The sequence below is a fragment of the Rhodococcus sp. NPDC059968 genome, from assembly GCF_042738615.1.
GTDB lineage: Bacteria > Actinomycetota > Actinomycetes > Mycobacteriales > Mycobacteriaceae > Rhodococcus_F.
Map to the genome: position 1 here is coordinate 51125 of NZ_JBHWUE010000021.1, position 25692 is coordinate 76816.

The 25692-nt window shown below is 66.4% G+C and carries 21 protein-coding genes and 1 pseudogene; 18 read left to right on the forward strand and 4 right to left on the reverse strand.

The window, feature by feature from the left end; all coding sequences use genetic code 11:
• Positions 1-36 precede the first annotated feature (36 nt).
• Together ACFWAY_RS18935 and ACFWAY_RS18940 are read left to right on the forward strand one after the other, a co-directional pair.
• Complete coding sequence (locus ACFWAY_RS18935; RefSeq protein WP_378511654.1) at positions 37-1491, forward strand: APC family permease; 1455 nt, start codon at positions 37-39, stop codon at positions 1489-1491.
• Positions 1488-2243, forward strand: coding sequence for an IclR family transcriptional regulator (locus tag ACFWAY_RS18940; protein ID WP_378511655.1), 756 nt, complete (start codon positions 1488-1490; stop codon positions 2241-2243). The genes ACFWAY_RS18935 and ACFWAY_RS18940 overlap by 4 nt, the downstream gene beginning before the upstream one ends.
• Before the next feature lie 2 nt (positions 2244-2245).
• Here the strand turns inward: ACFWAY_RS18940 and ACFWAY_RS18945 are convergent, their stop codons facing one another.
• Positions 2246-3106, reverse strand: coding sequence for an SDR family oxidoreductase (locus ACFWAY_RS18945; RefSeq protein WP_378511656.1), 861 nt, complete (start codon positions 3104-3106; stop codon positions 2246-2248).
• Positions 3107-3183: 77 nt separating this feature from the next.
• A complete protein-coding gene (locus ACFWAY_RS18950; RefSeq protein ID WP_378511657.1) occupies positions 3184-4533 on the reverse strand; it encodes an LLM class flavin-dependent oxidoreductase in 1350 nt (449 codons plus the stop codon).
• Positions 4534-4757: 224 nt separating this feature from the next.
• Here ACFWAY_RS18950 and ACFWAY_RS18955 point away from each other — a divergent pair, with 224 nt between their 5' ends.
• Complete coding sequence (locus tag ACFWAY_RS18955; RefSeq protein WP_378511658.1) at positions 4758-5615, forward strand: SGNH/GDSL hydrolase family protein; 858 nt, start codon at positions 4758-4760, stop codon at positions 5613-5615.
• Between the two features lie 86 nt (positions 5616-5701).
• Here ACFWAY_RS18955 and ACFWAY_RS18960 read toward each other — a convergent pair whose 3' ends face one another.
• Both ACFWAY_RS18960 and ACFWAY_RS18965 read right to left on the reverse strand, forming a co-directional pair.
• On the reverse strand, positions 5702-6697 hold the full coding sequence (locus ACFWAY_RS18960) for an LLM class flavin-dependent oxidoreductase (protein WP_378511659.1): 996 nt from the start codon (positions 6695-6697) through the stop codon (positions 5702-5704).
• Between the two features lie 104 nt (positions 6698-6801).
• On the reverse strand, positions 6802-8058 hold the full coding sequence (locus tag ACFWAY_RS18965; protein WP_378511660.1) for an MFS transporter: 1257 nt from the start codon (positions 8056-8058) through the stop codon (positions 6802-6804).
• Positions 8059-8123: 65 nt separating this feature from the next.
• Here ACFWAY_RS18965 and ACFWAY_RS18970 point away from each other — a divergent pair, with 65 nt between their 5' ends.
• From ACFWAY_RS18970 to ACFWAY_RS19040, 15 genes and pseudogenes are all read left to right on the forward strand, one after another.
• Positions 8124-8486, forward strand: a complete 363-nt coding sequence (locus tag ACFWAY_RS18970) for a MerR family transcriptional regulator (RefSeq protein WP_378456442.1) — start codon at positions 8124-8126, stop codon at positions 8484-8486.
• A 157-nt stretch (positions 8487-8643) separates the two neighbouring features.
• The gene (locus ACFWAY_RS18975) at positions 8644-9639 is read left to right on the forward strand and encodes a nuclear transport factor 2 family protein (RefSeq protein WP_378511661.1); all 996 of its coding nucleotides are present in this window, start codon (positions 8644-8646) and stop codon (positions 9637-9639) included.
• Between the two features lie 127 nt (positions 9640-9766).
• Positions 9767-10024, forward strand: a pseudogene (locus ACFWAY_RS18980) (LLM class flavin-dependent oxidoreductase); the annotation flags it as partial.
• A gap of 83 nt (positions 10025-10107) precedes the next feature.
• Positions 10108-10782: an MsnO8 family LLM class oxidoreductase gene (locus ACFWAY_RS18985; RefSeq protein WP_378511698.1), complete on the forward strand. Its 675-nt coding sequence runs from the start codon at positions 10108-10110 to the stop codon at positions 10780-10782.
• A gap of 658 nt (positions 10783-11440) precedes the next feature.
• The gene (locus ACFWAY_RS18990) at positions 11441-14938 is read left to right on the forward strand and encodes a protein kinase (RefSeq protein ID WP_378511662.1); all 3498 of its coding nucleotides are present in this window, start codon (positions 11441-11443) and stop codon (positions 14936-14938) included.
• Between the two features lie 479 nt (positions 14939-15417).
• On the forward strand, positions 15418-16686 hold the full coding sequence (locus ACFWAY_RS18995; protein WP_378511663.1) for an MFS transporter: 1269 nt from the start codon (positions 15418-15420) through the stop codon (positions 16684-16686).
• A 3-nt stretch (positions 16687-16689) separates the two neighbouring features.
• Complete coding sequence (locus ACFWAY_RS19000) at positions 16690-19128, forward strand: glycoside hydrolase family 3 C-terminal domain-containing protein (protein ID WP_378511664.1); 2439 nt, start codon at positions 16690-16692, stop codon at positions 19126-19128.
• A 9-nt stretch (positions 19129-19137) separates the two neighbouring features.
• Positions 19138-19791, forward strand: a complete 654-nt coding sequence (locus ACFWAY_RS19005; RefSeq protein ID WP_378511665.1) for a TetR/AcrR family transcriptional regulator — start codon at positions 19138-19140, stop codon at positions 19789-19791.
• A 10-nt stretch (positions 19792-19801) separates the two neighbouring features.
• Positions 19802-20560 carry an IclR family transcriptional regulator gene (locus tag ACFWAY_RS19010; RefSeq protein WP_378511666.1) on the forward strand — a complete coding sequence of 253 codons (759 nt, stop codon included), beginning with the start codon at positions 19802-19804 and terminating at the stop codon, positions 20558-20560.
• Positions 20561-20683: 123 nt separating this feature from the next.
• The gene (locus tag ACFWAY_RS19015; RefSeq protein WP_378511667.1) at positions 20684-22021 is read left to right on the forward strand and encodes an MFS transporter; all 1338 of its coding nucleotides are present in this window, start codon (positions 20684-20686) and stop codon (positions 22019-22021) included.
• Positions 22022-22104: 83 nt separating this feature from the next.
• On the forward strand, positions 22105-22602 hold the full coding sequence (locus ACFWAY_RS19020) for a nuclear transport factor 2 family protein (RefSeq protein WP_378511668.1): 498 nt from the start codon (positions 22105-22107) through the stop codon (positions 22600-22602).
• Positions 22599-22904, forward strand: a complete 306-nt coding sequence (locus ACFWAY_RS19025) for a hypothetical protein (RefSeq protein ID WP_378511669.1) — start codon at positions 22599-22601, stop codon at positions 22902-22904. The genes ACFWAY_RS19020 and ACFWAY_RS19025 overlap by 4 nt, the downstream gene beginning before the upstream one ends.
• The gene (locus ACFWAY_RS19030; protein ID WP_378511670.1) at positions 22901-24184 is read left to right on the forward strand and encodes a Rieske 2Fe-2S domain-containing protein; all 1284 of its coding nucleotides are present in this window, start codon (positions 22901-22903) and stop codon (positions 24182-24184) included. Before ACFWAY_RS19025 ends, ACFWAY_RS19030 begins: the two co-directional genes overlap by 4 nt.
• Positions 24174-24680 (forward strand): aromatic-ring-hydroxylating dioxygenase subunit beta, encoded by a 507-nt coding sequence (locus ACFWAY_RS19035; RefSeq protein WP_378511671.1) that lies wholly within the window; start codon positions 24174-24176, stop codon positions 24678-24680. The genes ACFWAY_RS19030 and ACFWAY_RS19035 overlap by 11 nt, the downstream gene beginning before the upstream one ends.
• Before the next feature lie 10 nt (positions 24681-24690).
• Entirely contained in the window at positions 24691-25638 is a 948-nt protein-coding gene (locus tag ACFWAY_RS19040; protein ID WP_378511672.1) for a PDR/VanB family oxidoreductase, read from the forward strand.
• Positions 25639-25692 lie beyond the last annotated feature (54 nt).

The following is a 25692-nucleotide window of genomic DNA, read 5'->3' on the forward strand; positions in this document are numbered from 1 at the left end:
CGGGGCCGGCCGGAAAGTGTGGAGAGCAGGTGGGTGGTGTCCGGTACACCGAGAATCAGAAGTAGATCACCGGTCGCCGGTCTCGAGCGGGCGCGTCTGAGTTTCGTCCAGTTGCTCGGGCAGTCCGTTTCCGCGGTCGCACCGTCGGCCGTGATGGTCACGCTGCCTGCTCTCGTCATACCCGACGCGGGCCGGGCGACCATCGCGGTGTTCGTCGCGGCAGCGATTCTGATGACGGCGGTCGGCTACTGCATCGGACAGTTCGCCACCCGGATGGTGGCCGTCAGCGGTCTCTACAGCTACATCGTGAAGGGACTCGGGGCGGTGCCCGGTTTCGGCGGGGGCTGGTCGCTGCTCATCGGCTACGCCGCCGCGGCCATGGCGAGCACGCTCGGAGCCGCGAGTTACCTCGCCGCGCTGCTCGGTCGAGTCGGGCTTCCGGCGGGGTCGCCCCTCATCGCAGTCCTCGCGGCGATCGTCGGACTGCTCGCCCTTCTCCTGATGGTCCGGGGCGTGACGCTGTCGGCGCGGATCATGCTCGCCATCGAGGTCTTCGCGATCGTGGCCGCCTCCGCCGCGCTGGTGGTCGCGTTCGTGCAATCGGTCCGCGAGGGCGCGACCCCGTCCGCGGGCGGCGCGAAATCGGGATCCGCCGTCGGGTTTGCCGTACTGCTCGCGATCACGTCGTTCGTCGGATTCGAGAGCGCGGGCACGGTGGCGCGGGAAGCCCGCAACCCGTTCGTCGCCGTCCCGCGCGCCATCCGGTGGACCCCCATCGCACTGGGCGTTCTGTATGTGTTCGCGGCCGCCCTGCAGTTGCCCGAGCCGGTGCGGCAGGGAGTCGACTCGCTACCGATCGTCCTCACGTTGCCCGACACGTCGGGCGCCGGTTCGTCGGCGCTGTCGATCGTCATGGAACTCGGCATCACCGCCTCCTGGTTCGCGTGTGTCCTCGGTTCGACGACGGCGCTGTCGCGCACCCTGTTCGCGATGGGCCGCGAAGGGGTGGTTCCGAGCGTGTTCGGCCGGACGCACCGCAGGTTCCACACCCCGCACGTGGCGTTGACGGTCGCGATGCCGGTCGTCGTCGCGGTGCCCGTCCTCTATTTGTTCGTCAGCGGTTCGAGCCGGGACGTCCTGATCGGACTTCTCGCCGTGTCCGCGCACGGCTACGTCCTCGCGTATGTCCTGCTGTGCGTCGCGACGCCGGCGTTCCTCCGGCGGATCGGCGAACTGACTCGGCTTCCCCTGATCATCGGCGTGCTGGCGGCGACGGCGATGGTCGCGCTGGTCGGGTGGGCGGCGTTCTCGCGAACGTATGTCGCGGGCGCAGCGACCGCCGTCTACGTACTCCTGATGCTTCTGGGCGCCGCGGTCTTCGCCATCCGCGCCAGGAGATCCCCCGGAATCGGCGAACGGATGGGTGTGTACGACGAGGCCGTGGCCGAAGACCTGCTGGGCCGGTACCGACCGTGGGAGGTTCGCCGGTGAACGCCGACGACAGAGCCCTGTCGGGGCGGCAGCCGAAGGCCGTCACCAGCGCGCTGCGGGTGCTCGAGGAGGTGGCCCGGGCGGGCTCGGGTGTCACCGCGAAGGACATCGCGGCCCGCCTGTCGATGCCGTCGGCGACCACGTACCGTCTGCTCAACATTCTCGTGGGCGAAGGCTATGTGGTGCGGCTCCCCGACCTGTCCGGGTTCGCGCTGGGCCAGAAGATCGGGATCCTCGTCGACGCCGCCGTCGTGCCCACGGTGTGTGCGGCGGCGCGTGACGTTCTCGCCGAACTGCGACTGTCGGTGCGCTTCGGGGTCCACCTGTTCTACTACACCAACGTCGCCGTCCGCGCTGCCGACGCCGACCCCGAATATCCGCCGCCGGAGGACGAGTCGTTCCTCAACCAGCACCTCTACGCGTGCGCGGTCGGCAAGCTCCTTCTCGCCGAGAAGTCGGAACTCGAATCCGTGATTCCCCGTTGGGAGCCACGGGCGCTGACGGCCCGCACGATCGTCGCGAGGAGCGAGCTGCTCGCGCATCTGGACCTGATCCGAAGCCAAGGCTTCGCCATGCAACTCGGGGAGCTCCGGGACGCGTCGGCCTGCGTCGCCGTCCCCGTCCGGTCCGGAACGGGCGCGCTCGTCGGCAGCCTGGCCCTGTCGGGGCACGTCGATCACGAACACCTCATGCTGCGCCACGTCTCCTCACTGCGCGAGCACGCAGCGCGGCTGGCACCGCTGATGGCATAGCGCTACGGCGTCCGAGACTGACGGGCGAGCCGGCGGTCGTAGTCGGCCCGCCCGACGGGGTCGACGGCAGTGAGCGCCCGCCGGTCGTCGATCAGACGGCGGCCGAAGTCGAGGAGACGCTCCGGGACCACGGCGTCGATCAGATCCCACCCGGCGAGGTAGCGGGGCACCGCGGTTTCGGCGCGACGATGGTCGAGCGTCCGGACGATGGCGTCCGCGACGTCCTCGGGGTCGACGGTCGGCATCCCGCCGTCCAGCGGCACACCCGCCGACAGTCCGGTGCGCACCGCGCTGGGAAGAATGGTGCTCACACTGACTCCGGCGGGAGCGAACTCCGCCCGGACGGCGGCCGAGAGCCCCACCGCCCCGAACTTGCTGGCGTTGTAGACGGCCATCCCGGGCACCGGCAGCTTGCCTGCCATGGATGCGACGTTGACGATGTGGCCACGCCCGCGCTCGACCATGCCGGGCAACACCATTCGCATCCCGTGCAGCGGACCCCACACGTTGACGTTCATGGTCATCCGGCTGGTCGCGTCGGATTCCTCGAGGAAGCCGCCGAGCGGCATGACGCCGGCGTTGTTGACCAGCACGTCGATGCGGTCGCAGTCCGCCAGCACCGCATCGACGAACCGCCGCCACGACTCCGCGGAGGCGACATCCACGGTGTGCGCGCGGGCGCCGATCTCGGCCGCGGCCTCGTCGGCGACCACGCGATCGAGGTCACCGATGCAGACGGTCGCACCTCTGGCCGCGAACAGTTCGGCAGTGGCGCGACCGATACCCCGGCCTCCCCCTGTCACGACGACGACAGCGCCGTCCAGGTCGATCACGGGATAGTTCCGGCCGCTGAAGATGCTCATACTTCGGAGACTAGCAGTATCTGAATTACGTCGGTAGCCCGAATTCCCTCCTGGAGGTATCGCTCGAACTGCCGACGTCAGGCGCCGACGGCCACTCCGCGCGGTGAGGGAGTGAGACTGGCGCCGCCCAGACCGAGGTGGTCGCGCAGGGTGCTACCGGTGTAGTCGGTGCGGAAGAGTCCACGCCGCTGCAGCTCGGGGACGACGAAGTCGTCGAACGTTCCCGGCGCCTGTGCCGCGGACAGGATGTACCCGTCCGCCTCCCCGCCGAGGAATCCTTCCTCGATCTGATCGGCGATCTGCGACGCCGTCCCGACGAACTGCGGCAGCAGCACACCCTGGGCGTAGAGCTTGCCGATGTCGCGCAACGTGAGGTTGTCCTTGACGCTGAGCCGGCGCGCGACGTCGAACAGCCCCTGCGTGCCCGGCACGACGACATCCTCGATCGGGGCGTCGAGGTCGTACCGCGAGAAGTCGTGATCGGTGTGCACCGACAGCGTGATCAGGCCGGAGATGGGGTCGGCGAGTTCGTTGTGGAACGCCTGCTTCTCCCGCGCGATCGACTCGGTCTCCCCGACGAACGGCACGAAGGACGGGAAGATCTTGATGTCGTCCGGGTTGCGCCCGAAGTTTGATGCACGCGACTTCACGTCCGCGTAGTAGGCCTTGCGGCCCTCACTCGTCGGGTCGATCTCGAAGATCGCCTCAGCCCAGCGGGCGGCGAAGTCCTCACCGACCGAGGAGGACCCGGCCTGGATGATCACGGGACGGCTCTGCGGTGAGTGCGGCACCGTCAACGGTCCGCGCGTCTTGAACCACTCGCCCTCGTGGTCGACGGTGCGCACCTTGTCGGGATCGGCGAACACGCCAGACGCCTTGTCCTGCACCAGGGCGTCGCGGTCCCAGCTCCCCCAGAGCTTGAACGCGACCTCGAGGAATTCCTGGGCGCGGTCGTACCGCTCGTCGTGACCGAGGTGATTCTCGATGCCGAAGTTCTGGGCCTCGGCCTGATTGAGCGAGGTGACGACGTTCCAGCCCGCCCGGCCCCGCGACAGGTGGTCGAGGGTGGCGAAGATCCGCGCCACCTCGTACGGGTGGAAGTAGGTGGTGGACTTGGTGATCGCCAGACCGATCTTCTCGGTCACGTTGGCCAGGCCCGCCGCCACCAGCGAGGGGTCGATGGTCGCCGACGCCTGCGTTCCGCTGCTCAGCGGGACCCGGATGTCGTTGCCGTACCGAACAGGTGTGGCCAGGAGATCGGCGAAGAACAGGAAGTCGAACTTTCCGCGTTCGAGTGTCTGCGCCACGCGCCGGTAATAGTCCGGTCCGAGGTAGTCGGTCTCCGACGCCGGGTGCCGCCACGCGGCGTGGGAATGGGTGACGTGCGAGGCGATGAGAAAGCCGGCGAGGTGAAGTTCACGAGACATGGTGTGCGTCCTTGATCGGTCAGAAGTCCTTGGTTCAGCCTTCGACAACACGGCGGTGGATGTCACCAATTGGACTCAGCGTGACGTGAAGTCCACGACGTCCGCGGACGCGTAGAAGCCGGAGTCCGTGGAAGTCAGGGCGATATCCGGTGCAGGGAAATATGATGAGTGATGACGAAAAACACGCCGGCCCCCCACCACCCGGTCGTCCTCGAAGCCCTCCCATGAAGTCGACTCTGTCGTCGATCCTCGCCGGGTGCGTGGTGGCGCTCGCGCTCCCGTGGGCGCATCTCCCCGTGGCCGACGCCGCGCCGGACTCCGCCATCCGGTACGTCGCATTGGGTGATTCGCGGGCCACCGGATCGCTTCACGATCCGCTGTCGATTCGAGACGGGTGTTTCCGCACATCCGACGCGTACCCGCAGATCGTCGCCGACACCCTGCGCGCGGCGTCCTACGTCAGCCGGGCGTGCGCGGGGGCGAAGACCGAAAACATCACGGAAAAACCACAATTCACCGTCACCGGGCCACAGCAACCGCAGATCGGCGCACTCCGGCCGGACACGACGCTCGTCACCGTCAGCATCGGAGGAAACGACATCGCGTGGTCGTCATTGGTGGAGCCCTGCTACACACTCGCCCCGGGGCTCGACGCGAACTGTCGCTCCGACGCCACCACGGCCCGGCGCATGAACGACGCTCTCACCGTGCTCGGCCCTAAGGTGTCCGCCACCCTCGCTGCGATCGCCGGGAAGGCCCCCGCTGCAACAGTGCTCATGGTGGGGCACGGAGGCATCTTCGGCGACCGCGGTTGCTGGCCCTACGTCCCCACGAGCGACGCCGACGCCGCCTTCGTCGTGCAGTTCTTCGTGAGAATGAACAACGTTCTCGCCGACGCGGCACGCACGAACGGCGCCTACTTCGTCGACGTGGCCGCGGCCGCGGTAGGGCACGACGCGTGCGCCGGATCCGGCCAACGGTGGTTCGAAGGCCTCGTCCCCCAATCGTTCACGATGCCCCTGCACCCCACCCACGAAGGACTGAGGGCGATGGCGTCGCTCGTCATCGCGACCCGTCCATGACTGTTGCGCTAACGAACAACGGGGAGTTCACGGTGTCCTGTCCCTTCTTGACATGGAGGCGGGAGGAACGGTGAGAGAGTCGGGTGTCATGCGGTCTTCAGGTCGGCGAGGAGTTCGTAGCTGCGGATGCGGTCCTTGAACTCCCAGGTCTCGGTGAGAACGATGAGTTCGTCGGCCTGCGTGTGCTTGACCACATCGTTGAGGCCGTCGCGGACCGTGTCAGGCGCGCCGACGCAGGACGCGCGGAGCATGGCCCCGACGGCCGAGGCTTCTTGCGGGGACCACAGCTGGTCGATGTCGTCGACGGGTGGCAGGTTCTGCAGTTCGCCGCGGATCAGGGTGAGGAACTTGCGCTGGAGGGTCGTGAAGATGTGCTGGGCGCTTCGGTCGGTGTCTGCGGCGATGACGTTCACGCCGACGACGGCATGCGGCTTATCCAGGTTCTCGGAGGGGCGGAAGTTCGCACGGTAAATGTCCAGGGCAGCGGACAGCTGGTTGGGAGCGAAGTGCGAGGCGAAGACGAAGGGCAGGCCTTCCTTCGCGGCCAGGGCCGCGCCGAAGGTGGAAGAACCGAGGATGTACAGCGGGACGTTGGTGCCCTCGCCGGGGATGGCGCGGACCCGGCGGGTGGGTCCGCCCGGCGCGAGGTAGCGGCGAACCTCGGCCACCTGGGCCGGAAAGTCCTCGGCGGTGGCTTCACCGCGGCGCAATGCCTGGGCGGTCCACCGGTCGGTGCCCGGTGCGCGACCCAAACCGAGGTCGATGCGTCCTGGATAGAGAGAGGCGAGGGTGCCGAACTGCTCGGCGACCACGTACGGGGCGTGGTTGGGAAGCATGATGCCGCCGGAGCCGACCTTGATCCGCTCGGTGGCAGCGGCCACCTGTCCGATCAGGACGGAGGTCGCCGCGGAGGCCACGGCGGCCATGTTGTGGTGCTCGGCGATCCAGTAGCGGTGGTAGCCGAACTCCGCTGCCTTGCGGGCAAGTTCGATGGTCTCGTGCAGCGCTTCAGTGGCTGTGCCGCCGCGCCGGATGGGGGCGAGGTTGAGAAGGGAGAGCGGGATATCGCGGAGATGGTTCATGAGTGTGCGAGATTGCCTTTCGCTTGCTGCGGGGGATGTGGGATGGATTGATCTGCGCGGATGCGTGATCAGGCCTGGATATGTACGGGTGAGGGTGGGGTAGGTCAGTGGTGCTGACCGAGCCCGGCGAGTTTGTGAGTGGGGCCGGCCTCGTCCTCGTTGCCGGGCCGGGCGATGACGGCCGACGTCGGGCGCCGGGGGAAGGCGAACGTGCGCGCGAAGAGAACGATGAGCAAGGCGACCGCGGCGAGTGCGGCTGCCACAGCGGGCAAGGCGGCTACGCCGACGTGATCGAGGACCAGGCCCCCGACCAGCGAACCGCCGCCGATGCCGAGGTTGAATCCGATAATGAACAGCGCGGAGGCGGCGGACTGCGCGGCTGGCGCGGCTTTGAGTGCGGCGGACTGCAGGAATGTCGGCAGTGCCGCGTAGGCCAGTCCCCACAGCACAATCAGTGCGATCGTCGCAGGAGTGAACCAGCCGACTGCCCCCAATCCGGCCAGGGCCAGAACCATGATGCCCACGGCGCTCAGCACGGCGCCCCGCGGGCGCCGGTCCACCAGCATTCCGGCGCACCACACCCCGGCGATGCCCGCGACACCGAAGGCGAAGAGCACGGGGCTGACCGCTCCCTCGGAGATGCCGGTGTCCTGCAGGTAGGGAGCGACGTAGGTGTAGAGCGTGAAGTTACCCAGCATGACCACGGTGGTCGTGACGGCGATGGCCAGTACTCCGGGGATCCTGAATGCCCTGGCGGCCGACGAGTCGGCGGAGCGCGTGCCGGGAACCTGAGGCAACAGGGCGGGAGCCGCGGCCATCACGAGGACCGCCACCCCGGCCAGGACGACGAAGGCCGCTCGCCAATTCAGGGCGTTGCCCAGCGCCGTACCAAGGGGGACGCCCAGGGACAGGGCTGCGCTGTTGCCGGCGTAGACCGTGGCGACGGCGCGGCCGGCTCGGCCGGGAGCGACCATCTGGGTGGCGTAAGCAGCCATCATCGACCAGAGCACACCGTGCACCAGCGCCGCGATGAGCCGGCCGATAATGGCCACGGGAAAGGTGGGGGCGAGGGCCATCAACAGGTTGCTCACGGCGAAGGCCGCCATGATCACTAGAAAGAGTCGACGCCGTGGCCAGTTCGCGGTCCATGCGGTGACGGGCAAGGTCACGAGCATGACCACGAGGGCGTAGATCGCGACCAACAGTCCGACCCGCGACTCTGATGCCCCCAGGCCTTGGCCCATCTGCGGCAGCAGACCCATGGGCAGGGTCTCGGTGGTGATGGTCATGAAGGCGGCCACGAACAGGACGCCGAGGCCGCCCGGTTTCGATCTGGAGGAGTCGTTCATTACGTCGGTCACGCCACTGACGCTAAACTTGCACATTGATGTCAAGGTCAAGCCGAAACGGAGTGAAGCACATCACCATGAAGATCGGTGAACTTTCCCAGCGCACCGGAGTCGCCACTCGACTCCTGCGCTACTACGAACAGCAGGACTTGCTGCACCCCGACCGCCTCGCCAACGGCTACCGGGATTACCCCGAGAGCGCAGTGCAGCGCGTCCAACAGATTCGCGATCTGCTCCAGGCGGGGCTGAGCACCGGGGTCATTCGCGAGATCGTGCCCTGCTTCCTCGGCGCCGGCGCCGCCTTGCGCCCGATGGTCGACGCGGAGTTGGCCGCCAATCTCGCCCGCGAGCTCGGCGAGATCGAGCGGCGCATCGACACTCTGACGCGCAATCGGGACGCTATCCGCGCCTACCTGGCGGTCGCCAGCCCGGCCGCCTGAGTGTCGAGAGGATGGACGGCCTGCCGACCGGGCCTGGGTTTCAAGGTTCCGAGTTCGGTCGTATTCCGTTCCGCGCGTACGCCGCGCGCAGACAGTGACGTGCTTCACTCCGCATTCGCTTGACCTTGACATCGGTGTCATTGATTAGCGTCGAGACATGACCCGCAACAACAATGGATTGATCAAATCGGAGCGAGGCCGCCTCGACCCAGCATCCGGACGAAGGCCGATGACCCCGACGGCCGAGGAGGCACTCGCGGCGTTGGACATCTTCGTGGCAGGTTGGGCCGACAGCGACCAGCGCGCCCTGACTACCGTCTTCGCTGAAACGAGCGTCCTGCACTCCAGTGCGCATGGCGAGGCCCGCGGAGCCACGGACATCACGGCTCTGTTCAGCGCCGATTTCGATCTCGTCATGCCCCCAGACATAGTCACCACTAACCACTTCGTCGGCGGTGACGACGAGCGGACAGTACTTACCTCCTACCTGTACGGTTTCACGCCGCAATCGGAACCGGCGCCTTCGACGTTCGGCGCGACACTCGTGGCCGACCTCGTCCGGACCGAGTCCGGTTGGCAATTCGAGGTCCTGCGACTGTCCATCCCATGGATCGACGGGGACGAGACTCGGTTCGCGAAATGGAGCATCCCGTCCCCCGAAGGATGGAAGATCGGCGACGCGACGCCCAGCATCGTGAGCGAATTGGACTCGCCCTGGGCCCGCGGCATCCCCGATCTCGACCCCGACCATGCCGTGCGGCAGGTCGCCGACTTCTACTCGCGCTATTCGTGGGCCATTGACCAAGGCGACATCACGCTCCTGCGTGGCTGCTTCACCGAGGATGTCTTCGGGGCGTTCCCCCCGATGGGTGACCTCCAGGGACGCCATGAAGTCATCGGACAGATGAAGTCCTTCCGTCGTCTGTGGCCGTGGATGCAACATTTCGGCCGTCCGCTGGAGATCACGGTCGACGAAGCTCGCAATACCGCTCACCTTGTCGTCGGCCGGATCATCCCGCAGCGGCCGGCTACACCGAGTGGGCAGGACCTCTACGGAGCCCACTATCGGTTGGATCTACGCCGCGAAGCCGACACCTGGAAGATCTCGCGTTTCGAATACATACCCGGCTGGATCACCGCGACGGAGCGGTAGACCGCCCCGCCGGGGTTGCGGCCGCCGTACCGCCTCCCGGGCGCCTCTCCCAATCCCAGGCACCCCGGGTTCGCCTGCACCCCTGGCGCACTCACTACCCATTCATAGATAAGAAACGGCACATGCGATGGATACCCTTTCCACTCCTCCGGATCGTCCGGCACTCTCGCTTCTCGATCTCGCACCGATCCGTCACGGCCACACTGTCGGTGACGCATTGCACCGCACCGTCGGACTCGCCGCCTATGCCGAGCGCCTGGGCTTCCACCGCTACTTGCTTGCCGAGCACCACAACATGGCGCCGATGGCGAGCTCGGCCGACATCGTCCTGGCCGGCGCCGTCGCCGCCGGGACCCGGACCATCCGGGTCGGCACCGGCAGTCTCAATCTGTCCAACTACGCGCCGCTCGTCGTGGCCGAGCAGGTCGGCACGCTGACAGCCCTGCACCCCGCCGCTTCGATCTCGGGCTGGGACGCGCACCGGGAACGGACCCGTGGACAGCGGCCGAAATTCGTCGCGGACGACCGGCGGATCAGGAGTTCACTGCGCAGTTCGCCGAACTCCTCTCCTACCTCCACGGCACACGACCACGGATGCGGGCCATCCCGGGCGAGGGCGCAAACATACCCATCCACCTGCTCGGTTCCGGTGTCTACAGCGCGGCCTTGGCCGCGCGTCTCGGGCTGCCGTTCGTCTTTGCCGCGCACTTCGCCCCGACTCGGCTGCAGGAAGCGACGGATCTCTACCACTCCACATTCCGCCCTTCGCAGGCGCTTTCCGAGCCGTATGCGATGGTCTCCGTGAACGCGGTCCTCGCCGAGGATGACCGAGAGGCAGCCCGGCTGTTCACCTCCGTCCAACAGCGGTTCCTCGCAACGGTGCGCGGCCGGATGCAGCCGCTGGATCCACCGGTGGACGACATACATCAGCTGTGGACCCGGGACGAAGCCGCGGCTGTGGCGGAGCAGCTGAGCCAGTCTTACATCGGCACGCCTGAGACCGTCCGTCCCCGACTCGAAGCGCTCGTGGCTCGGACGGGCGCCCGCGAGCTCATCTTCATGTCGGAGACCTACGACCAAGCAGCACGTATGCGCTCGTACGAGCTCATAGCCAGCCTCTGGAACCCTGTGACGGCACGGTAGCCCGACCCGGGTCGCCCGACCCACAGTTCCCTGGGTCGCCGCCCGAACAGATTCTGTCGCGCCTCAAACCCGAGCCGAAGTTCGCCATTGCCCCGCCGGGGGATCGGAGTACTTGCCAGTTATATCTGATACCCCGTTCGGCGCGTCCGTTGCAGATAAGAAGATCGAATAGCGTTGCAATCAAGCTTAATACGACAGTCGCCCACGAGCAGCCAAGGGAGTCTGCGCGGTCCCCGCGATACCACCAGCGCCGGCAACCGAAGTTAATTGGGGCACACCACCTCCCGATTGCCGTAGTCCGGTGACGAACTGCGATGGGTCAGTCGCCCGTGGGTCGGAATCCCTGCCGCACTCCGGATGCGGGGCAAATTGCGGCCGAGGGGTAAAGGGTACAACCGGCTGCTTGTCGTGCTGCCGTGCCACAGCGACGTCCGTCGGACGGCGCACTCGCCGGCTACGCCCGTGGGCGAACAGTGCGAGCGCTACTCGATCTCGACTTGACGGCCCACCGGCCTCGGCTGACCACGCGTGCCGCTCGAACTGACTACTCACCGACGATTCGGGGATTCGTATCGGGGTTATGCTCGCATTGATGCTCGAGAGGTGATTTGCATGACACCGCGATTGTGGACACCGAGGCAAGAGATCGAGGTCGGCCGTGGCCGAATACGATCCGCTGGCGACGCAGCGTGATCTGACCCCGGATATCGCCGCGGAGTTGGCCGCGGCGGGGTTCGACGATGCCCAGGAGATCGGGCGGGGTGGCTTCGGTGTCGTCTACCGCTGCCTACAGCCATCCCTCGACCGCACCGTCGCGGTCAAGGTCCTCACTGCCGATTTGGATCCGGACAACCTCGAGCGGTTCATTCGTGAGCAACGAGCTATGGGCCGGCTGTCCGGACATCCGAACATCGCCAACATTTTGCAGGTCGGAGCCACCCCCAGCGGGCAGCCGTACATTGTGATGCAGTATCACCAGCACGGTTCGCTGGCTTCTCGGATCCACCGCTCGGGGCCGATGGGCTGGGAGGACGCGGTTCGGCTCGGAGTAAAGGTCGCGGGTGCGCTCGAGACCGCGCACCGAGTCGGCACCGTGCATCGGGACGTCAAGCCCGCGAACATCCTGCTCACGGACTACGGGGAACCGCAGTTGACCGATTTCGGCATCGCACGCATCGTGGGCGGCTTCGAGACCTCGACACGTACGGTGGTCGGCTCACCGGCGTTCACCGCCCCCGAGGTACTCGGGGGCCGGCCCCCCACCCCGGCATCGGACGTGTACGGCCTCGGGGCGACCTTGTTCTGTACGATCACCGGTCACGCCGCGTTCGAGCGCCGCAGCGGCGAGCAGGTGATGGCCCAATTCCTGCGGATCACCTCCCAGCCGGTGCCTGATATGCGTGGGGAGGGCATCCCCCGCGACGTATGTGCCGCGATCGAGAGGGCGATGTCCCGGGAGCCGGACGATCGTGCGTCGACTGCGGTCGAGTTCGGGGAGGAATTGCGCGAAGCCGAGCTCCGCAACGGCGTGCCCGTCGACGAGATGGCCCTGCCCGCCGACCTCGACACCGAACACGATGATCATCGCCGCGGCGCCTCGACCAGGACTACGTCGGGCAGGTCCGGCCCGACGACGACGGGAGGTCGGAGCTATGCGGCGACGACAGGGACGCCGCCCGCCCCCTCGACCCGGTTCCGCCCGCCCACGCCGACCCGGCAGCTGGTCGAGCGTAGACAACTGATCGACACCCTGCGCGCCGGACAGCGGCGCCGGTTGACTGTCATCCATGCGCCGGCCGGATTCGGCAAGAGCACCCTCGCCGCCCAATGGGGTGAAGTGCTGACTAAGGAGGGGGTTACGGTCGCGTGGCTGACTGTCGATCACGACGACAACAACGCGGTGTGGTTTCTCTCGCACCTGGTCGAGGCGATCCAGCGGGTCCGGCCGACCCTGGCTCGCAACCTGGTGCAGGCGCTCGACGAGCACGGCGACGAGGCCGAGCAGTACGTCCTTTCTTCGCTGATCAACGAGATCCACGCCAGCGGTGAGCGGGTGGCGATCGTGATCGACGACTGGCACCGGGTCACAGACGCCAAGACCCGCGCAGCCATCGGCTTCCTGCTCGACAACGGCTGCCACCACATCCAGGTCATCGTGGCAAGCCGCACGCGGGCCGGCCTTCCCATGAGCAGGATGCGCGTCCGCGACGAGCTCGTCGAACTCGACTACACCACATTGCGTTTCGATGAACAGGAGGCACGATCCTTACTGGTCGACCTGGGCGGGCTGGAGCTGGAGCTGGAGGATGTCGCGGACCTGCGGGACTCGACCGACGGGTGGGTGGCGGCGTTGCAATTGGCGTACTTGTCACTGCGCGGACGCGACGATCCCGCAGAGCTGATCGGGCACCTGTCGGGTCGGCATCACGCCATCGGCGAGTTCCTCGCCGAGAACGTCCTCGACACGTTGGAACCTGAGATCCTCGATTTTCTGCTGGCTACGTCGGTCACAGAACGGATCAGTGGCAGCCTCGCGGCCGCGCTGGCGCACGTGCCGCGCGGGCAGGCGCTACTCGAAGTAGTCGAGGAGCGGGACCTGTTTCTGCGACGGGTAGACGAGGACGGAGTGTGGTTCCGGTACAACCACGTGTTCGCCGAGTTCCTGCGACAACGACTCGAGCGTGATCAGCCCGAGCGGATCGACGAACTTCACCGCACGGCATCGACGTGGTTCGCCGATCACAAACTCCTCGGCGAGGCCGTCGATCACGCACTCACGGCGGGTGATCAGGTCCGAGCCGTCGAGCTCGTCGAGCGCGATGGAATGCACCTGATCGAGTATTCGAACACGACGACCCTCCTCGGGATGGTTGCGAAACTCCCTCCCGCGCTCACGGAGTCGCGTCCGTGGTTGCAACTCGCAGTAGCCTGGGCCAATATCATGCTGCATCGTGCCGAACCTGCACAGAGAGCACTCGACCTCGTCGAATCAGCGCTCGATCGCGTTCCCTCCACCGAGGAGATCGCCGACTTGCGGGTCGAGGCCGCCGTGATGCGGGGCGTTATTCGGTTCCGCGCGGACCGAATTGACGGCGCAGACGAACTGGTCCGGGCATGCCTGCCGCGGCTGGACACGTTGCGGCCGTGGGTTGTGTCGAGTGCCGCGAACATGGCAACCTATCGCGCGATATACCAGTTCGATTTCGACGAAGCGCGCCGACTACAGGAATGGGCCTCCGCATTTCATGCGCGAACCAACGGTCCGTACCTGGTGATGCACGGGCACTGTTTCGCCGGCCTTGCCGCCTACGAACAACTCGATGTCGCTGCGGCAGAAAGCAGCTTCCGGGCAGGGGTGCGGGTGGCGAGGAAGTTGGGTGGTAGGCACTCGGAGGCCGCGCGCCTGGCCGATTCACTCCTCGGTGGGTTGTTATACGAACGTGGCGACATCGACCAAGCCGAGCAGTTGCTCGACGAAGGCTACGAACTCGGAGGCGAGGGCGGTCTCGTGGAATTCAAAATCACACGGTATGTCCTCGGCGCCCGTATCAAGGCCCTGCGAGGTGACCGAATAACGGCAGCGCAGCGACTGGATGAGGGTGCGCACACTGCTGTAACACTGTCTCTTCCGCGGTTGCGGGCCAACGTCGAGAACGAGCGGATCAGGTTGGGTCTTCCATTGCACTCCGACATCCCGGTCCCGCCTCCCGCAGAATATCCTTCTCGCCGACGACCGGTCGACGGCCTGGAGGCTCTGACAGCGCAGATCGAAGAGGCAACAGCCATCAGACTGCTGCTCGATGAGCATTCACCGGACCAGGCCGAGCTCGCCTGCACCTGGGCGCAGGAGTGGGTGAACCGACTCCGAAGCCTCGGCGCGCACCGGCTGTTGATGCAGGCCAGGCGGCTGCTCGTAGCCTGCTTGTTCGCGTCGGGCCGCATCGACGAAGCCAAGGAACTGCTCACCTCGATCGCGGCACAGTGCGCCGAGCTGGGTCTGGTGCGCCACCTTCCTGATGGTGGACCACACGTCGTCTCGCTCATCGCGGCACTGCGGGATGACCAGGTCGCCGGACGGTGGCGCAGAGACTGGGCACCGGTCCCTGCCGCCTTCCTCGCGGACCTGGTGACTGCCGACGCGCCGCAAAGGATCTGAGGCGTCACGGCAATCGGCTCCGCGCTCTTGCACCCAATCAGGCACGCTTCGGCTGGGAAGCGCGAAGGTGAAATACGACACCTGAGGTTCGTTCTTGCGCCGCCGCCATCGCCCTACCTCGTTTAGATCGCCGGCTGCTCGTTTTGCCGCACCACACGCCTGAATGTCACGAGCCGATACGGTCGGGGGAAATCGGCAACGCCGCGACGCGACGGTGATCGCGCCGTCCGCAATGAACACCCTGCCGCACCGCAACCGTGCGTGACATTGGGTTTCGGTCCTGTTAACGATTGCTTGCGCCCCACTATTCGGCCCGCACAGCGGACCAAAGCGTTTGATTTCCGTTCACGCCCTCGCCACAGTCTTCACACCCCCCACCAAGGGCCACAGCAGTCTCGCTCCAACATGCAGACCGAGTACTCGGTCTGTCACACTCATCTCTCCACCCGCGCCGCTGCGTGGGTGCTGAAGGAGGACCCATGACCACGACAGGCGAAGCAGTACCCGTCGCCGCCGTCATCTCCCCACCGACCGAGAAGGCCACACCGAAACTCGTGGGGTCCATGGCGCTGGCCCAGTTCGGCCTGTCCATCGCGCTACTCACCCCTGTGACCGCGAGCCTGACGATCAAGGTGCAATCGCTCGTCGGCACGGACAACGTGATCGCAGTGTTCGGTGCTGTCAGCAGCATCGGCGCCCTCGCCGCATTTCTGGCGAACCCCATCTTCGGCCGGATCAGCGACCGGACGACCGGGCGGTTCGGCCGCCGCCGGCCCTGGCTTCTCATAGGGATCGTCGGCCTCGCCGTGAGCGAGCTCATCCTTGCTCTCATGCCCAGCATCATCGGAATCGCGATTGCCTGGTTCGCGGCGCAGGCGTTCGCCAACGCAGCGCAGGCCGCGCTGATGGCATCGATCGCCGACCAGATACCACCGCAACAGCGCGGCAGGGTGAGCGGTCTCATCGGTGTCATGCAGCAGAGCAGCAAGCTCGGTGCCGCCTATGCGGCCCAGTTCCTGGTGGCGAACATGCTGCTGATGTTCTTGATACCGGCCGTGATCGGCATCGTGTTCCTGTTGCCGTTCCTCCTCCTGCTGCCCGACAAGCCGCTCCTCGAGCGCCCACCGAGCGAAGGCTTCCGTGCGGTACTGAAAACGTTCTGGCTTTCCCCGCGCCGTTACCCTGACTTCGCCTACGCCTGGTCGTCGCGCTTCATGATCACGATGGCGTTGTACCTGTTCATGACGTACCGCCTGCTGTACATGCAGCACGAGCTGGGGCTGTCCATCGCCCGCGCGACCGCGGTGATGGCCACCGGTGTGCTGCTCTACACCATCACGCTCGCCGCGGCAGGGCAGGCCGCCGGCTGGCTCTCGGACAGGGTGGGCAGGCGCAAGCCATTCGTCATCACCGCGTGCCTGATCTTCGGCATCGGGTTGGTGATGCTCACCCAAGCTCACACCGCTGGTGGTTTCTACGTTGCCGAAGTGGTGCTCGGGCTCGGTTTCGGCATCTACATGGGTGTCGACCTCGCGCTGGTCATCGACGTCCTGCCCGGACTCGACGACTCGGCGAAGAACCTGGGCGTGCTCAACATGGCCAACGTCCTGCCCCAGACCCTCGCTCCCGGGATCGGCGCCCTGCTGATCGGGATCGGCGGGCACAACTACGACCTGTTGTTGAGCACTGCCGCCGCCGCCTGCGCGGTGGGTGCGCTCCTCATTCTCCCGATCAGAAAGGTGCGCTAGGGAATGGCGAACACACGGAATCGGCTTGCCGAAGACGCTTCCACAAGCCCCCGCCAAGATCTGGAGACACGAATCGACAAGGCGATCGCGACTCTGGATCTCGAGTCCAAGGTCCGGTTGCTGACGGGCGCAACGAACTTCACCCTGCACCCGGACCCGGCGATAGAACTCGCCGAGGTCGTACTCTCCGACGGTCCGACCGGCGTGCGCGGCGAGCGCTTCACGGGAGGGCGCATCGCATGCCTGCTGCCCAACGCCACCTTGCTTGCCCAGCACTGGGACACCGCGGTCGCGGAGGACGCCGGGGCGCTGCTCGCCGAGGAGGCCGGCGCGCAGCACGTGCATGTGGTGCTCGGCCCGACGGTCAATCTGCATCGCACCCCACTGGCCGGACGACTGTTCGAGTCGTTCAGCGAGGACCCGCTACTGACCGGAGCGCTTGCCTCGGCATATATCAAAGGCCTGCAGGACAACGGCATCGGGGCGACGCTGAAACATTTCGTCGCCAACGAGTCGGAGACCGACCGCAAGACCGTGAACTCCGTGGTGGACGAGCGAGCCTTGCGCGAGGTATATCTCCTGCCGTTCGAGATGGCGGTCGCCGACGCGAATCCCTGGGCGATCATGGCCGCCTACAACGACATCAACGGCGTTCCCGCCACCGCGAACACTGCACTCATCGAGGGAGTTCTGAAGGGCGAGTGGGGATACGACGGGCTGGTCATGTCCGACTGGTACGCGACCGACTCCACCGCCGAGAGCGCCAACGCCGGACTGGACCTCTCGATGCCGGGCCCCGCGGGTCCCTGGGGCGACGCACTTGTCGCCGCAGTCAGAGCCGGCGAAGTGGCCGAGACGACGGTCGACGAACACGTGCGCCGGCTACTGAGATTGGCAGGGCGGGTCGGCGCGCTCGGCTCGCAGCGGGACTGGCCGTCCACTGTGCCGACACCCGACAGTCCAAGCCGGCGCGAGGCTCTCCGGAACCTGGCCGCTCGCGGTATGACCGTGCTCGTCAACCGACAGTCGACCCTCCCGCTGACGGCCGAGGGCACCGTCGCACTCATCGGACGGCACGCGACGGAAACCGTTGTGCAGGGCGCCGGTTCGTCGCAGGTACGACCACCCCATGCGGTCAGCATCGCGGACGGCATCACGGAAGCTCTCGGCGCGGATCGGGTATCCGTCGCCGACGGAGTCGAGATCAGCACGGATCCGCTGGCCGCCGCCCAACACTCCCTGCGCGACCCGGAGACGGGCGAGTTCGGTATGCGGGTCACCACCCGCGACGCCCAGGGCGAGGTGATCGAGTCGCGATACGTCGACTGGAGTGAGGTCTCCCTGCGGGAGAGCCCGTGGTTGGAGTCGGCGGCGACCATCGAACTCACCGCCGAGGTCGTCATGGAGCAGGCGACACGCATGCAAGTCGGTGTGCGTGGCCGCGGTGACTGGACGTTCACGGCGCCGGGCCACTTCGAACGGATTCACCAGGACCGCGTCGACGACGCGGGTGAAGTGCTGCGACTGCCGTACCGCACCGTGGTCCTCGACCTGAAACCAGGCGCGACGATCACCGCGGTCGCGACGGCCGCACCAGGCAGACCGGTCCTCGGACTCGCTGCTCGCGTGGCGACGAAACCTCCCGCGGTTGCGATCAGCGCTGCCACGCGGGCAGCGCGCAACGCGGACCTCGCGGTGGTGGTCGTCGGACTCACCCCGGAGCAGGAGACCGAAGAGGTCGACAAGATCACCCTCGCCCTTCCCGGAGAGCAGGACGCCCTGGTCGCCGCAGTGGCGGCGGTGGCGAAACGCACCGTTGTCGTGGTCAACGCGGCTACACCGGTGCTGATGCCGTGGCTGGATCGGGTGGACGCAGTGCTGTGGGCCGGGCTTCCCGGTCAGGAGGCGGGAGCGGCGGTGGCTGCGGTCCTGACCGGCGAGGTGGAACCCGCCGGTCGACTCGTCACCACCTTCCCGGCGCGCGACGGGGACGGCCCTGCCTGGTCGCCGGTACCCGTGCACGGCGAACTGCACTACAGCGAGGGCAGCGCCGTGGGGTACCGCGGCTGGCAGACCGAGCCGTTGTTCTGGTTCGGGCACGGACTGGGCTACACGGAATGGGCGTACGGCGAAGCGAATTTGACCGTCGACGACGCGATTCGCGCGGTGACGGTCGAGGTAACCAACAGCGGCTCCCGAGCCGGACGTGAAGTCGTCCAGGCGTACTGGCGACCGGAAGGTGAGCCCGTGCGGCTCATCGGATGGGCCGGCGTCGATGTCGAGCCCGGACAGACCGCGTCCGTCGATGTTCCCGTCGACCGGCGAGTGCTGCGTCGGTGGCACCGAGGAGGATGGCATCCGTTGCCGCTCACCGGCGACGTGCTGATCGCTCGTGGCCTCGGTGACATCCGGGTCACCCTGCCCGTAGCCGGACAACGATAAGGAGCGTGTATGTCCTTCCCACCCAGTTATCACACAGCGCCGGCGAAATCGCAGCGTGAGCTGTCCGGCGAGGTGTCGCGAGCCAAGGCGGTGCGGACGGCCCTGGAACTGTTTGCCACCTCGGGCTTCAAGGGCACGTCGATCGCGAAGGTGGCGGCGGAGAGCGGACTGTCGCAATCCGGTCTGCTACATCACTTTCCGAATAAGGTGGCACTGCTCTCGGCCGTCCTCGAGGAGCGCGACGCCGAGGACGGAGTGTTCCTGACCAACGAGGACGGGGAGGCGCCGCTGGGCTGGGACGCGTTCGATGCGCTCGAGGCGTTGGTTGCGCGCAACTCGACGCGACCGCAGTTGGTCGGACTGTTCGTCCGACTGTCCGCGGAGGCGGTGGAGGTCGGACATCCCGCTCACACCTGGATCAAGGATCATTACCTCGGCATGGAAGCCTGGCTGACCGACGCCGTCCGTGTCGGCCAGGCCCGCGGCGACGTCCGTGCCGACGCCCCGGGCCCCGTCCTGGCTCACCGCACGATCGCACTGGTGGACGGGCTGCAACAGCAGTGGCTGCTGCATCCCGGCCGGGTGTCCATGGTCGAAGAGTTCGGTGCGTACATGGCCGAACTCCGTGCCCGCTGGGGTACCACACCCGGGCGAGAAGAGTGAAAGAGTAACTGTGGGAAGTCCCGAGCCGGAAGGCGAATCTTTACTGCGGAAGGTGCGGAGAATCCTGGATGCCTTCGACACCGGCGCGCCGGTGCTCGGACTGTCGGAACTGGCGCGGCGGACCCAGCTCGCCAAGACGACGGTTCACCGGGTAGCCACGGAAATGGTCGAGGTCGGTCTGCTGAACCGGCACGGCCGCCGCTACGAGCTGGGCTCCCTGCTCTTCGAGCTCGGCCAGCGCGTACCACGGACCAGAGACCTGCGGCTGATCGCGGCGCGGTACCTCGAGGACCTGGCGCTCACAACCCGGGAGACCGTGGTGCTCGCCTTCCCCGGGGATCAGGCGGTTCTCTTTGCCGAGAAGTACTTCAGCCAGCGTGGGGGCGGTGTCACCTTCACCCAGGTTGAGGGCCGGGTTCCGTTCCACTGCGGCGCGTCCGGCAAGGCGCTGCTGGCCTTCGGTGACGCGGCGATCCGCGAGCGCGTCATGGCGTCGACTCTGTCACGCCGTACAAGGTGGACCATCGCGGATCCGGCGCGGCTGACCGCCGAGCTGGACCAGGTGCGGCGGCAAGGCTTTGCCGTGGATCGGCAGGAACTCGTCGTCGGCTACGGGGCCGTCGCCGCGCCGATCCTCTCGCACGGTGTCGCCGTGGCCACGTTGACCGTGGTCGGTCCGATCGACCGCATACAGGTCTCGCGCCTCGCTCCCGTCGTCACAACGGCAGCTGCCGCTCTGACACGGGATTTCGAACATGTAAACAACTGACAGTTGCAAATTTTTCGGTCCGAGCACCGGACCGATCGCATTCTCTCGAATGAATCCGTCGTGAACACTCCGTGCAGCTGAACCGCAGCTACCGATCTCGACAACTGCCCATGGAGGACCCCTATGACAGGAACGCAGCGTACGCCGCGTCAAGTACGCACGGCGGCGATCGCGAGCCTGGTCGGCAGCGCATTGGAGTGGTACGACTTCTTCCTCTACGGCACCGCCGCTGCGCTCGTCTTCAACACACTGTTCTTCCCCACGTTCGATCCCCTAGTCGGCACGATCGCCGCCTTCGGCACGAACGCGGCAGGGTTTCTCGCCAGACCGTTGGGTGGCGTGATCTTCGGTCATTTCGGCGACCGGGTCGGCCGAAAATCGATGCTGGTGGTCACGTTGATGATCATGGGGGTGGCGACATTCCTGATCGGCGTCCTGCCGACCTACCATTCCATCGGAGTGTGGGCGGCGATACTGCTGATAGTGCTGCGCATCGTGCAGGGAATCGCTGTGGGCGGCGAGTGGGGCGGCGGCGTACTCATCGTCAGCGAACAGGCTCCGAGCCACCGCCGCGGTTTCTACTCCGCGTGGAGCCAGACGGGCGTCGGACTGGGGTTCGTGCTCTCCGCGTCGGTGTACGCACTGGTCCAGACAACGACCACCACAGAAGCCTTCCTCGCGTGGGGATGGCGGATCCCCTTCCTGGCCGGCATCGTGCTCACTGCCGTAGGCCTGCTGATCCGGCTCCGGGTGATGGAGACACCGGTAGCCCGGCAGAACGCTGCAGCCACCAAGCCCGCGAGGCCGCCGATTCTCGAGGTGCTCCGCACCCACCGCAAGTCGGTGCTGATCACCTTCGGTGCGCGCATTGCCGAGAACGGCGCGATGTACGTGTTCCTCACATTCAGTCTTGCCTACGCGGCCAAGATCGGTCTGGACAGCGGGCTCGTCCTTGCCGCGGTCGTGGTGGGGATGCTGATCGAATCGTTCGCGATGCCTGCGTGGGGAGCGCTGTCCGACCGGGTCGGACGCCGTCCGGTGTATCTGGGTGGCGCGATCGCGATGATCGCCTGGGCCTACCCGTTCTTCGCACTGTTCGACTCGGGCAATCCGATTCTGGTATTCCTGGCCGTCTTCGTGGCGGTCGTGATCTGCCACGGGGCGATGATCGGCACCCAACCGGCGTTCTTCACCGAGCTCTTCGACAGCCGCGTGCGTTACAGCGGAGTCGCCCTGGGACACGAGCTCGCGTCCGTTGTCGCCGGCGGGTTCTCCCCCATCATCGCCACCGCCCTGTTCGCCTGGACAGGAGCATCCTGGCCGATCGCCCTGTTCCTGATCGGCATGGGTGTCATCACCGTCATGTCCGTGGCGGCCGCTCCCGAGACCAACGCGAAAGACATCGACGACCACGAGACTGCAGACAATGCCGAGGCGGAGACCGAGGTCCGGACGGGCTGATCTGCCCGCGGACCCTTCTCCCCCGGAGTTCACCCCACTCGCCGTCACCGGTACGCCGATCCTCGAAAGGAGGCTGAAGACGCATGCCCATCACCAGTGCCGTCTCACGGTCACCAGAGCGCCTCGCACACGAAGTGCTGACCCGCTACCTGGAACTCTGCGACGTCCCCCGACCACCGGACGTGACCGGTCGGCTCGACGACCTGTTCACCCCGGACGCCGTGTGGGAGGGCATCGGACCGCTCTACACCGAAAAGTTCGGACGGACGACGGGCTCCGAGGCGATCGCGACGATGCTGTCGGCCCACTTACCCCCGCACGGGAACTTCCTGTCCAACGTCCACCTGCTTCACCCCGGCACGACGACCCTCGACGGCGACGAGGTCGACGGCAGGTGGCTGATGCAGCAGCTGTCCCGGTTCCACTCCGGTGCAACCGAACTCGTCGTGGCTCGGCTGAACGTGACCTTCCGGGCCGACGGGAGAAGAGCCCGGATCTCCTGGTTCCGCACCGAACGTGTCTTCGACACCGACCTGGCACCGGCAACCGCCACCCGCCTTCAGGAGGTGACCACACGATGACCGCGCAGGACGGCCGGACGATGCTCCTCACCTGCTACCGGGACATCCGCTATTACGGCTGGTACCACGTGGATCTGTTCCTGCACGACCGCGAAGGCCGAGAACTCAACTGGGTCCATTGGGGAACCCCCGAGGAAGGTCCCGACGGCGCGGACGCCGCCTGCGCGGCCGTGGAACCCGCTCTGCGACGGATCACCGAGTGGCAGCACGGCATTCGCGCCGACGGCAGCGACTACTGGAGTGCCGCCGCCGCATGGGACGAACACACCGAACCCGACGACTTACAGGAAATGACGACATGAACACACCCACCTCACCTGAACTCACGGACACCGACATTGCCGGCCTCGTCCAGAGCGACCGCGTGGACATCTCCCTCTACACCGACCCCGAACTGTTCGAACTGGAGATGGACCGCATCTTCAACCAAACCTGGGTGTGGGTGGCCCACGAGAGCGAGATCCCGAATGCCGGGGACTTCAAGACCGCGACGGTCGGCAGGCAGCCGGTCATCGTCACACGTGACCGCCGCGGCGGAATCAACGTCCTGCTGAACCGTTGCCGGCACCGCGGCGCCAGCCTGTGCGAAGCCCCCCGGGGCAACGCCAACGGATTCACGTGCCCGTACCACGCCTGGTCGTACGCACTGGACGGGAAGCTGCGCGGCATCCCCTACCCGGACGGCTACGAAGAAGTACTGGAGAAGAAGGACTTTCCACTGCACCGACTGCAGGTCGACAGCTATGCGGGCATGATCTTCGCGAGCGTCAACCACGACGTGGAACCCCTGGCGGACTTCCTCGGGCCGGCCAAACACTGGATCGACCTGTTCATGAAGCAGGGAGCCGGCTTTCCGATCAAGGTGCAGGGCGAGCACAAGTTCCGGTTCAACGGCAACTGGAAGATCCAGCTCGAGAACACCACCGACGGGTACCACTTCCCGATCGTGCACCGGTCCTGGATGTCCTCGGTGGACGAGGAAACCGCCGACATGCTGTCGTTCATGACCGACGACAAGGCGCTCACGCACTCGCTCGGCAACGGACACAGCGTCATGATCATGGTGCCCGAGCACGTCGACCTCGACGAGGACGACGGCACCGAACAACTGCAGGAACGCTTCGGCCACATCGTCGAGGAACTGTCGAAGGAATTCGAACCGGCGAAGGTGCGGCGAATCGTGCGCTCGATGCACGGAGCCGGGTTCAATCTGAACCTGTTCCCGAACGTGGCGATGTCGATGTCGTTCTTCCGTGTGCTGCGCCCGATCTCCGTGACCGAGACCGAGATTCGGCACCTGGCGCTCGGCCTGGACGGTGCACCGGAGGTCGTCAACCGTGAGCGGCTACGAATCCACGAGCACTTCCAGGGCCCGTTCGGGTTCGGCACCACCGACGACTCCGAGGCCTGGGACCGAGTCCAGCGCGGCGCGGCGGCCGGACCGGGACTGCCGATCATGGTGAACCGCGGGCTGGGGCGGGAGCAGGACGAACTGAAGGGCCGCGTCTCACACGCCACCGACGAGACCGGCATGCGCGAGGCATACACGATGTGGAAGGCGATGATGACCGATGTCCGTTGAAACCTATGAGGCCGTGCAACTCTCCGATCCCCGGATCGCTCCGGCCATCGAGCTGATCTGGCGCGAAGCGCACCTGCTGGACCGCAAGGAGTACCAAAAGTGGGATCGGTTGTGGGCGCCCGGCAGCCGGTACGTGATCCCCATCGATCCGGACACCGAGGACTTCGCGTCCGCACTGAACATGGTCTACGACGACGACCGCATGCGGAGGATGCGGATCGAGCGGCTGACGTCCGGTTACTCGATCTCGGCGACCGCCGCCGCGCGAACGGTGCGGACACTCTCCCGGTTCTTGGTCCAGCACCGCGACGACGAGACCGTCGAGCTGAGCTCGGCACAGGTGCTGGTGGGCTACCGGAGGGAGGAGACTTTCGTTCTCGGCGCGGACGTGACCCACCGCATCCGCGTCGACGGGGCCGAGCCGCTCATCGAGGAGAAGATCATCCGGCTGATCAACTCTACGGGCGCCGTGAACGCGTCCGGATTCCTGCTGTAGGAGACCGACGATGATCACAGTGACGGTTACCGACATCACGACCGAAACCGTGTCGGTCAAGCGCTTTTCATTGCGTCGCAGCAACGGCGCTTCATTCGCGCCCTACGCTGCGGGAGCCCACGTGGACGTCACGGGCCCGGGCGGAATCACCCGCCAGTACTCACTGTGCGGCCCACCCCACCGCACCGACAGCTATGAGATCGCGGTCAAGCGGGAGGACTGCTCCCGAGGCGGGTCCGCGGCACTGCACGACCAGGTCGCGGTGAGCGACGAACTCACGATCAGCGAACCACGAAATCTCTTCGGCCTCGAGCATGCCGCCGACCGGCACGTGCTGGTCGCGGCAGGCATCGGAATCACGCCGCTGCTGAGCATGGCGCACCATCTGCGCCGCACCGGTGCCCGGTTCCGTCTGCACTACTTCGCCACAAGTCGGGAGAAGGCAGCATTCGTGCCGCTGCTCGAGAGCACGGAGTTCGCCGCCGATGTCGAGTTCCACTTCGGAGTAGACCGCACCGACCAACGTCAGGTGCTGGCACGGGTACTCGAGGACATCGACCCCGCAACGCACGTCTATGCATGCGGGCCCAAGGAGTTCATGCAACGCGTGGTCGACGTGGCGTCCCGGGTGCTGCCGGAGGACAACGTGCACATCGAGCACTTCCAGGCCCTGGAGCCGGCGGCAGAATCCGGTGACGAGTTCGAGGTGGAGCTCGACACCGGCGAGGTGTTCCGCGTCCCGCCCGGACGCAGCATCGTCGACGTACTGGCGGACGGTGGCATCGAGGTCGACACCTCTTGCCGTGAGGGCATCTGCGGGACCTGCGTGCTCACCGTCCTCGACGGTGAACCGGACCATCGCGACAACTGTCTGACCCGCAAGGAGAAGGAGGCCGGCGACCAGATCGCCACCTGCGTGTCCCGAGCGAGGACCGGCCGCCTCGTGCTGGAACTGTAATCGCCCCAGCAACAGCCACGCGCAGGAAACGTTCCGTGCACCGAACCGAGGAGA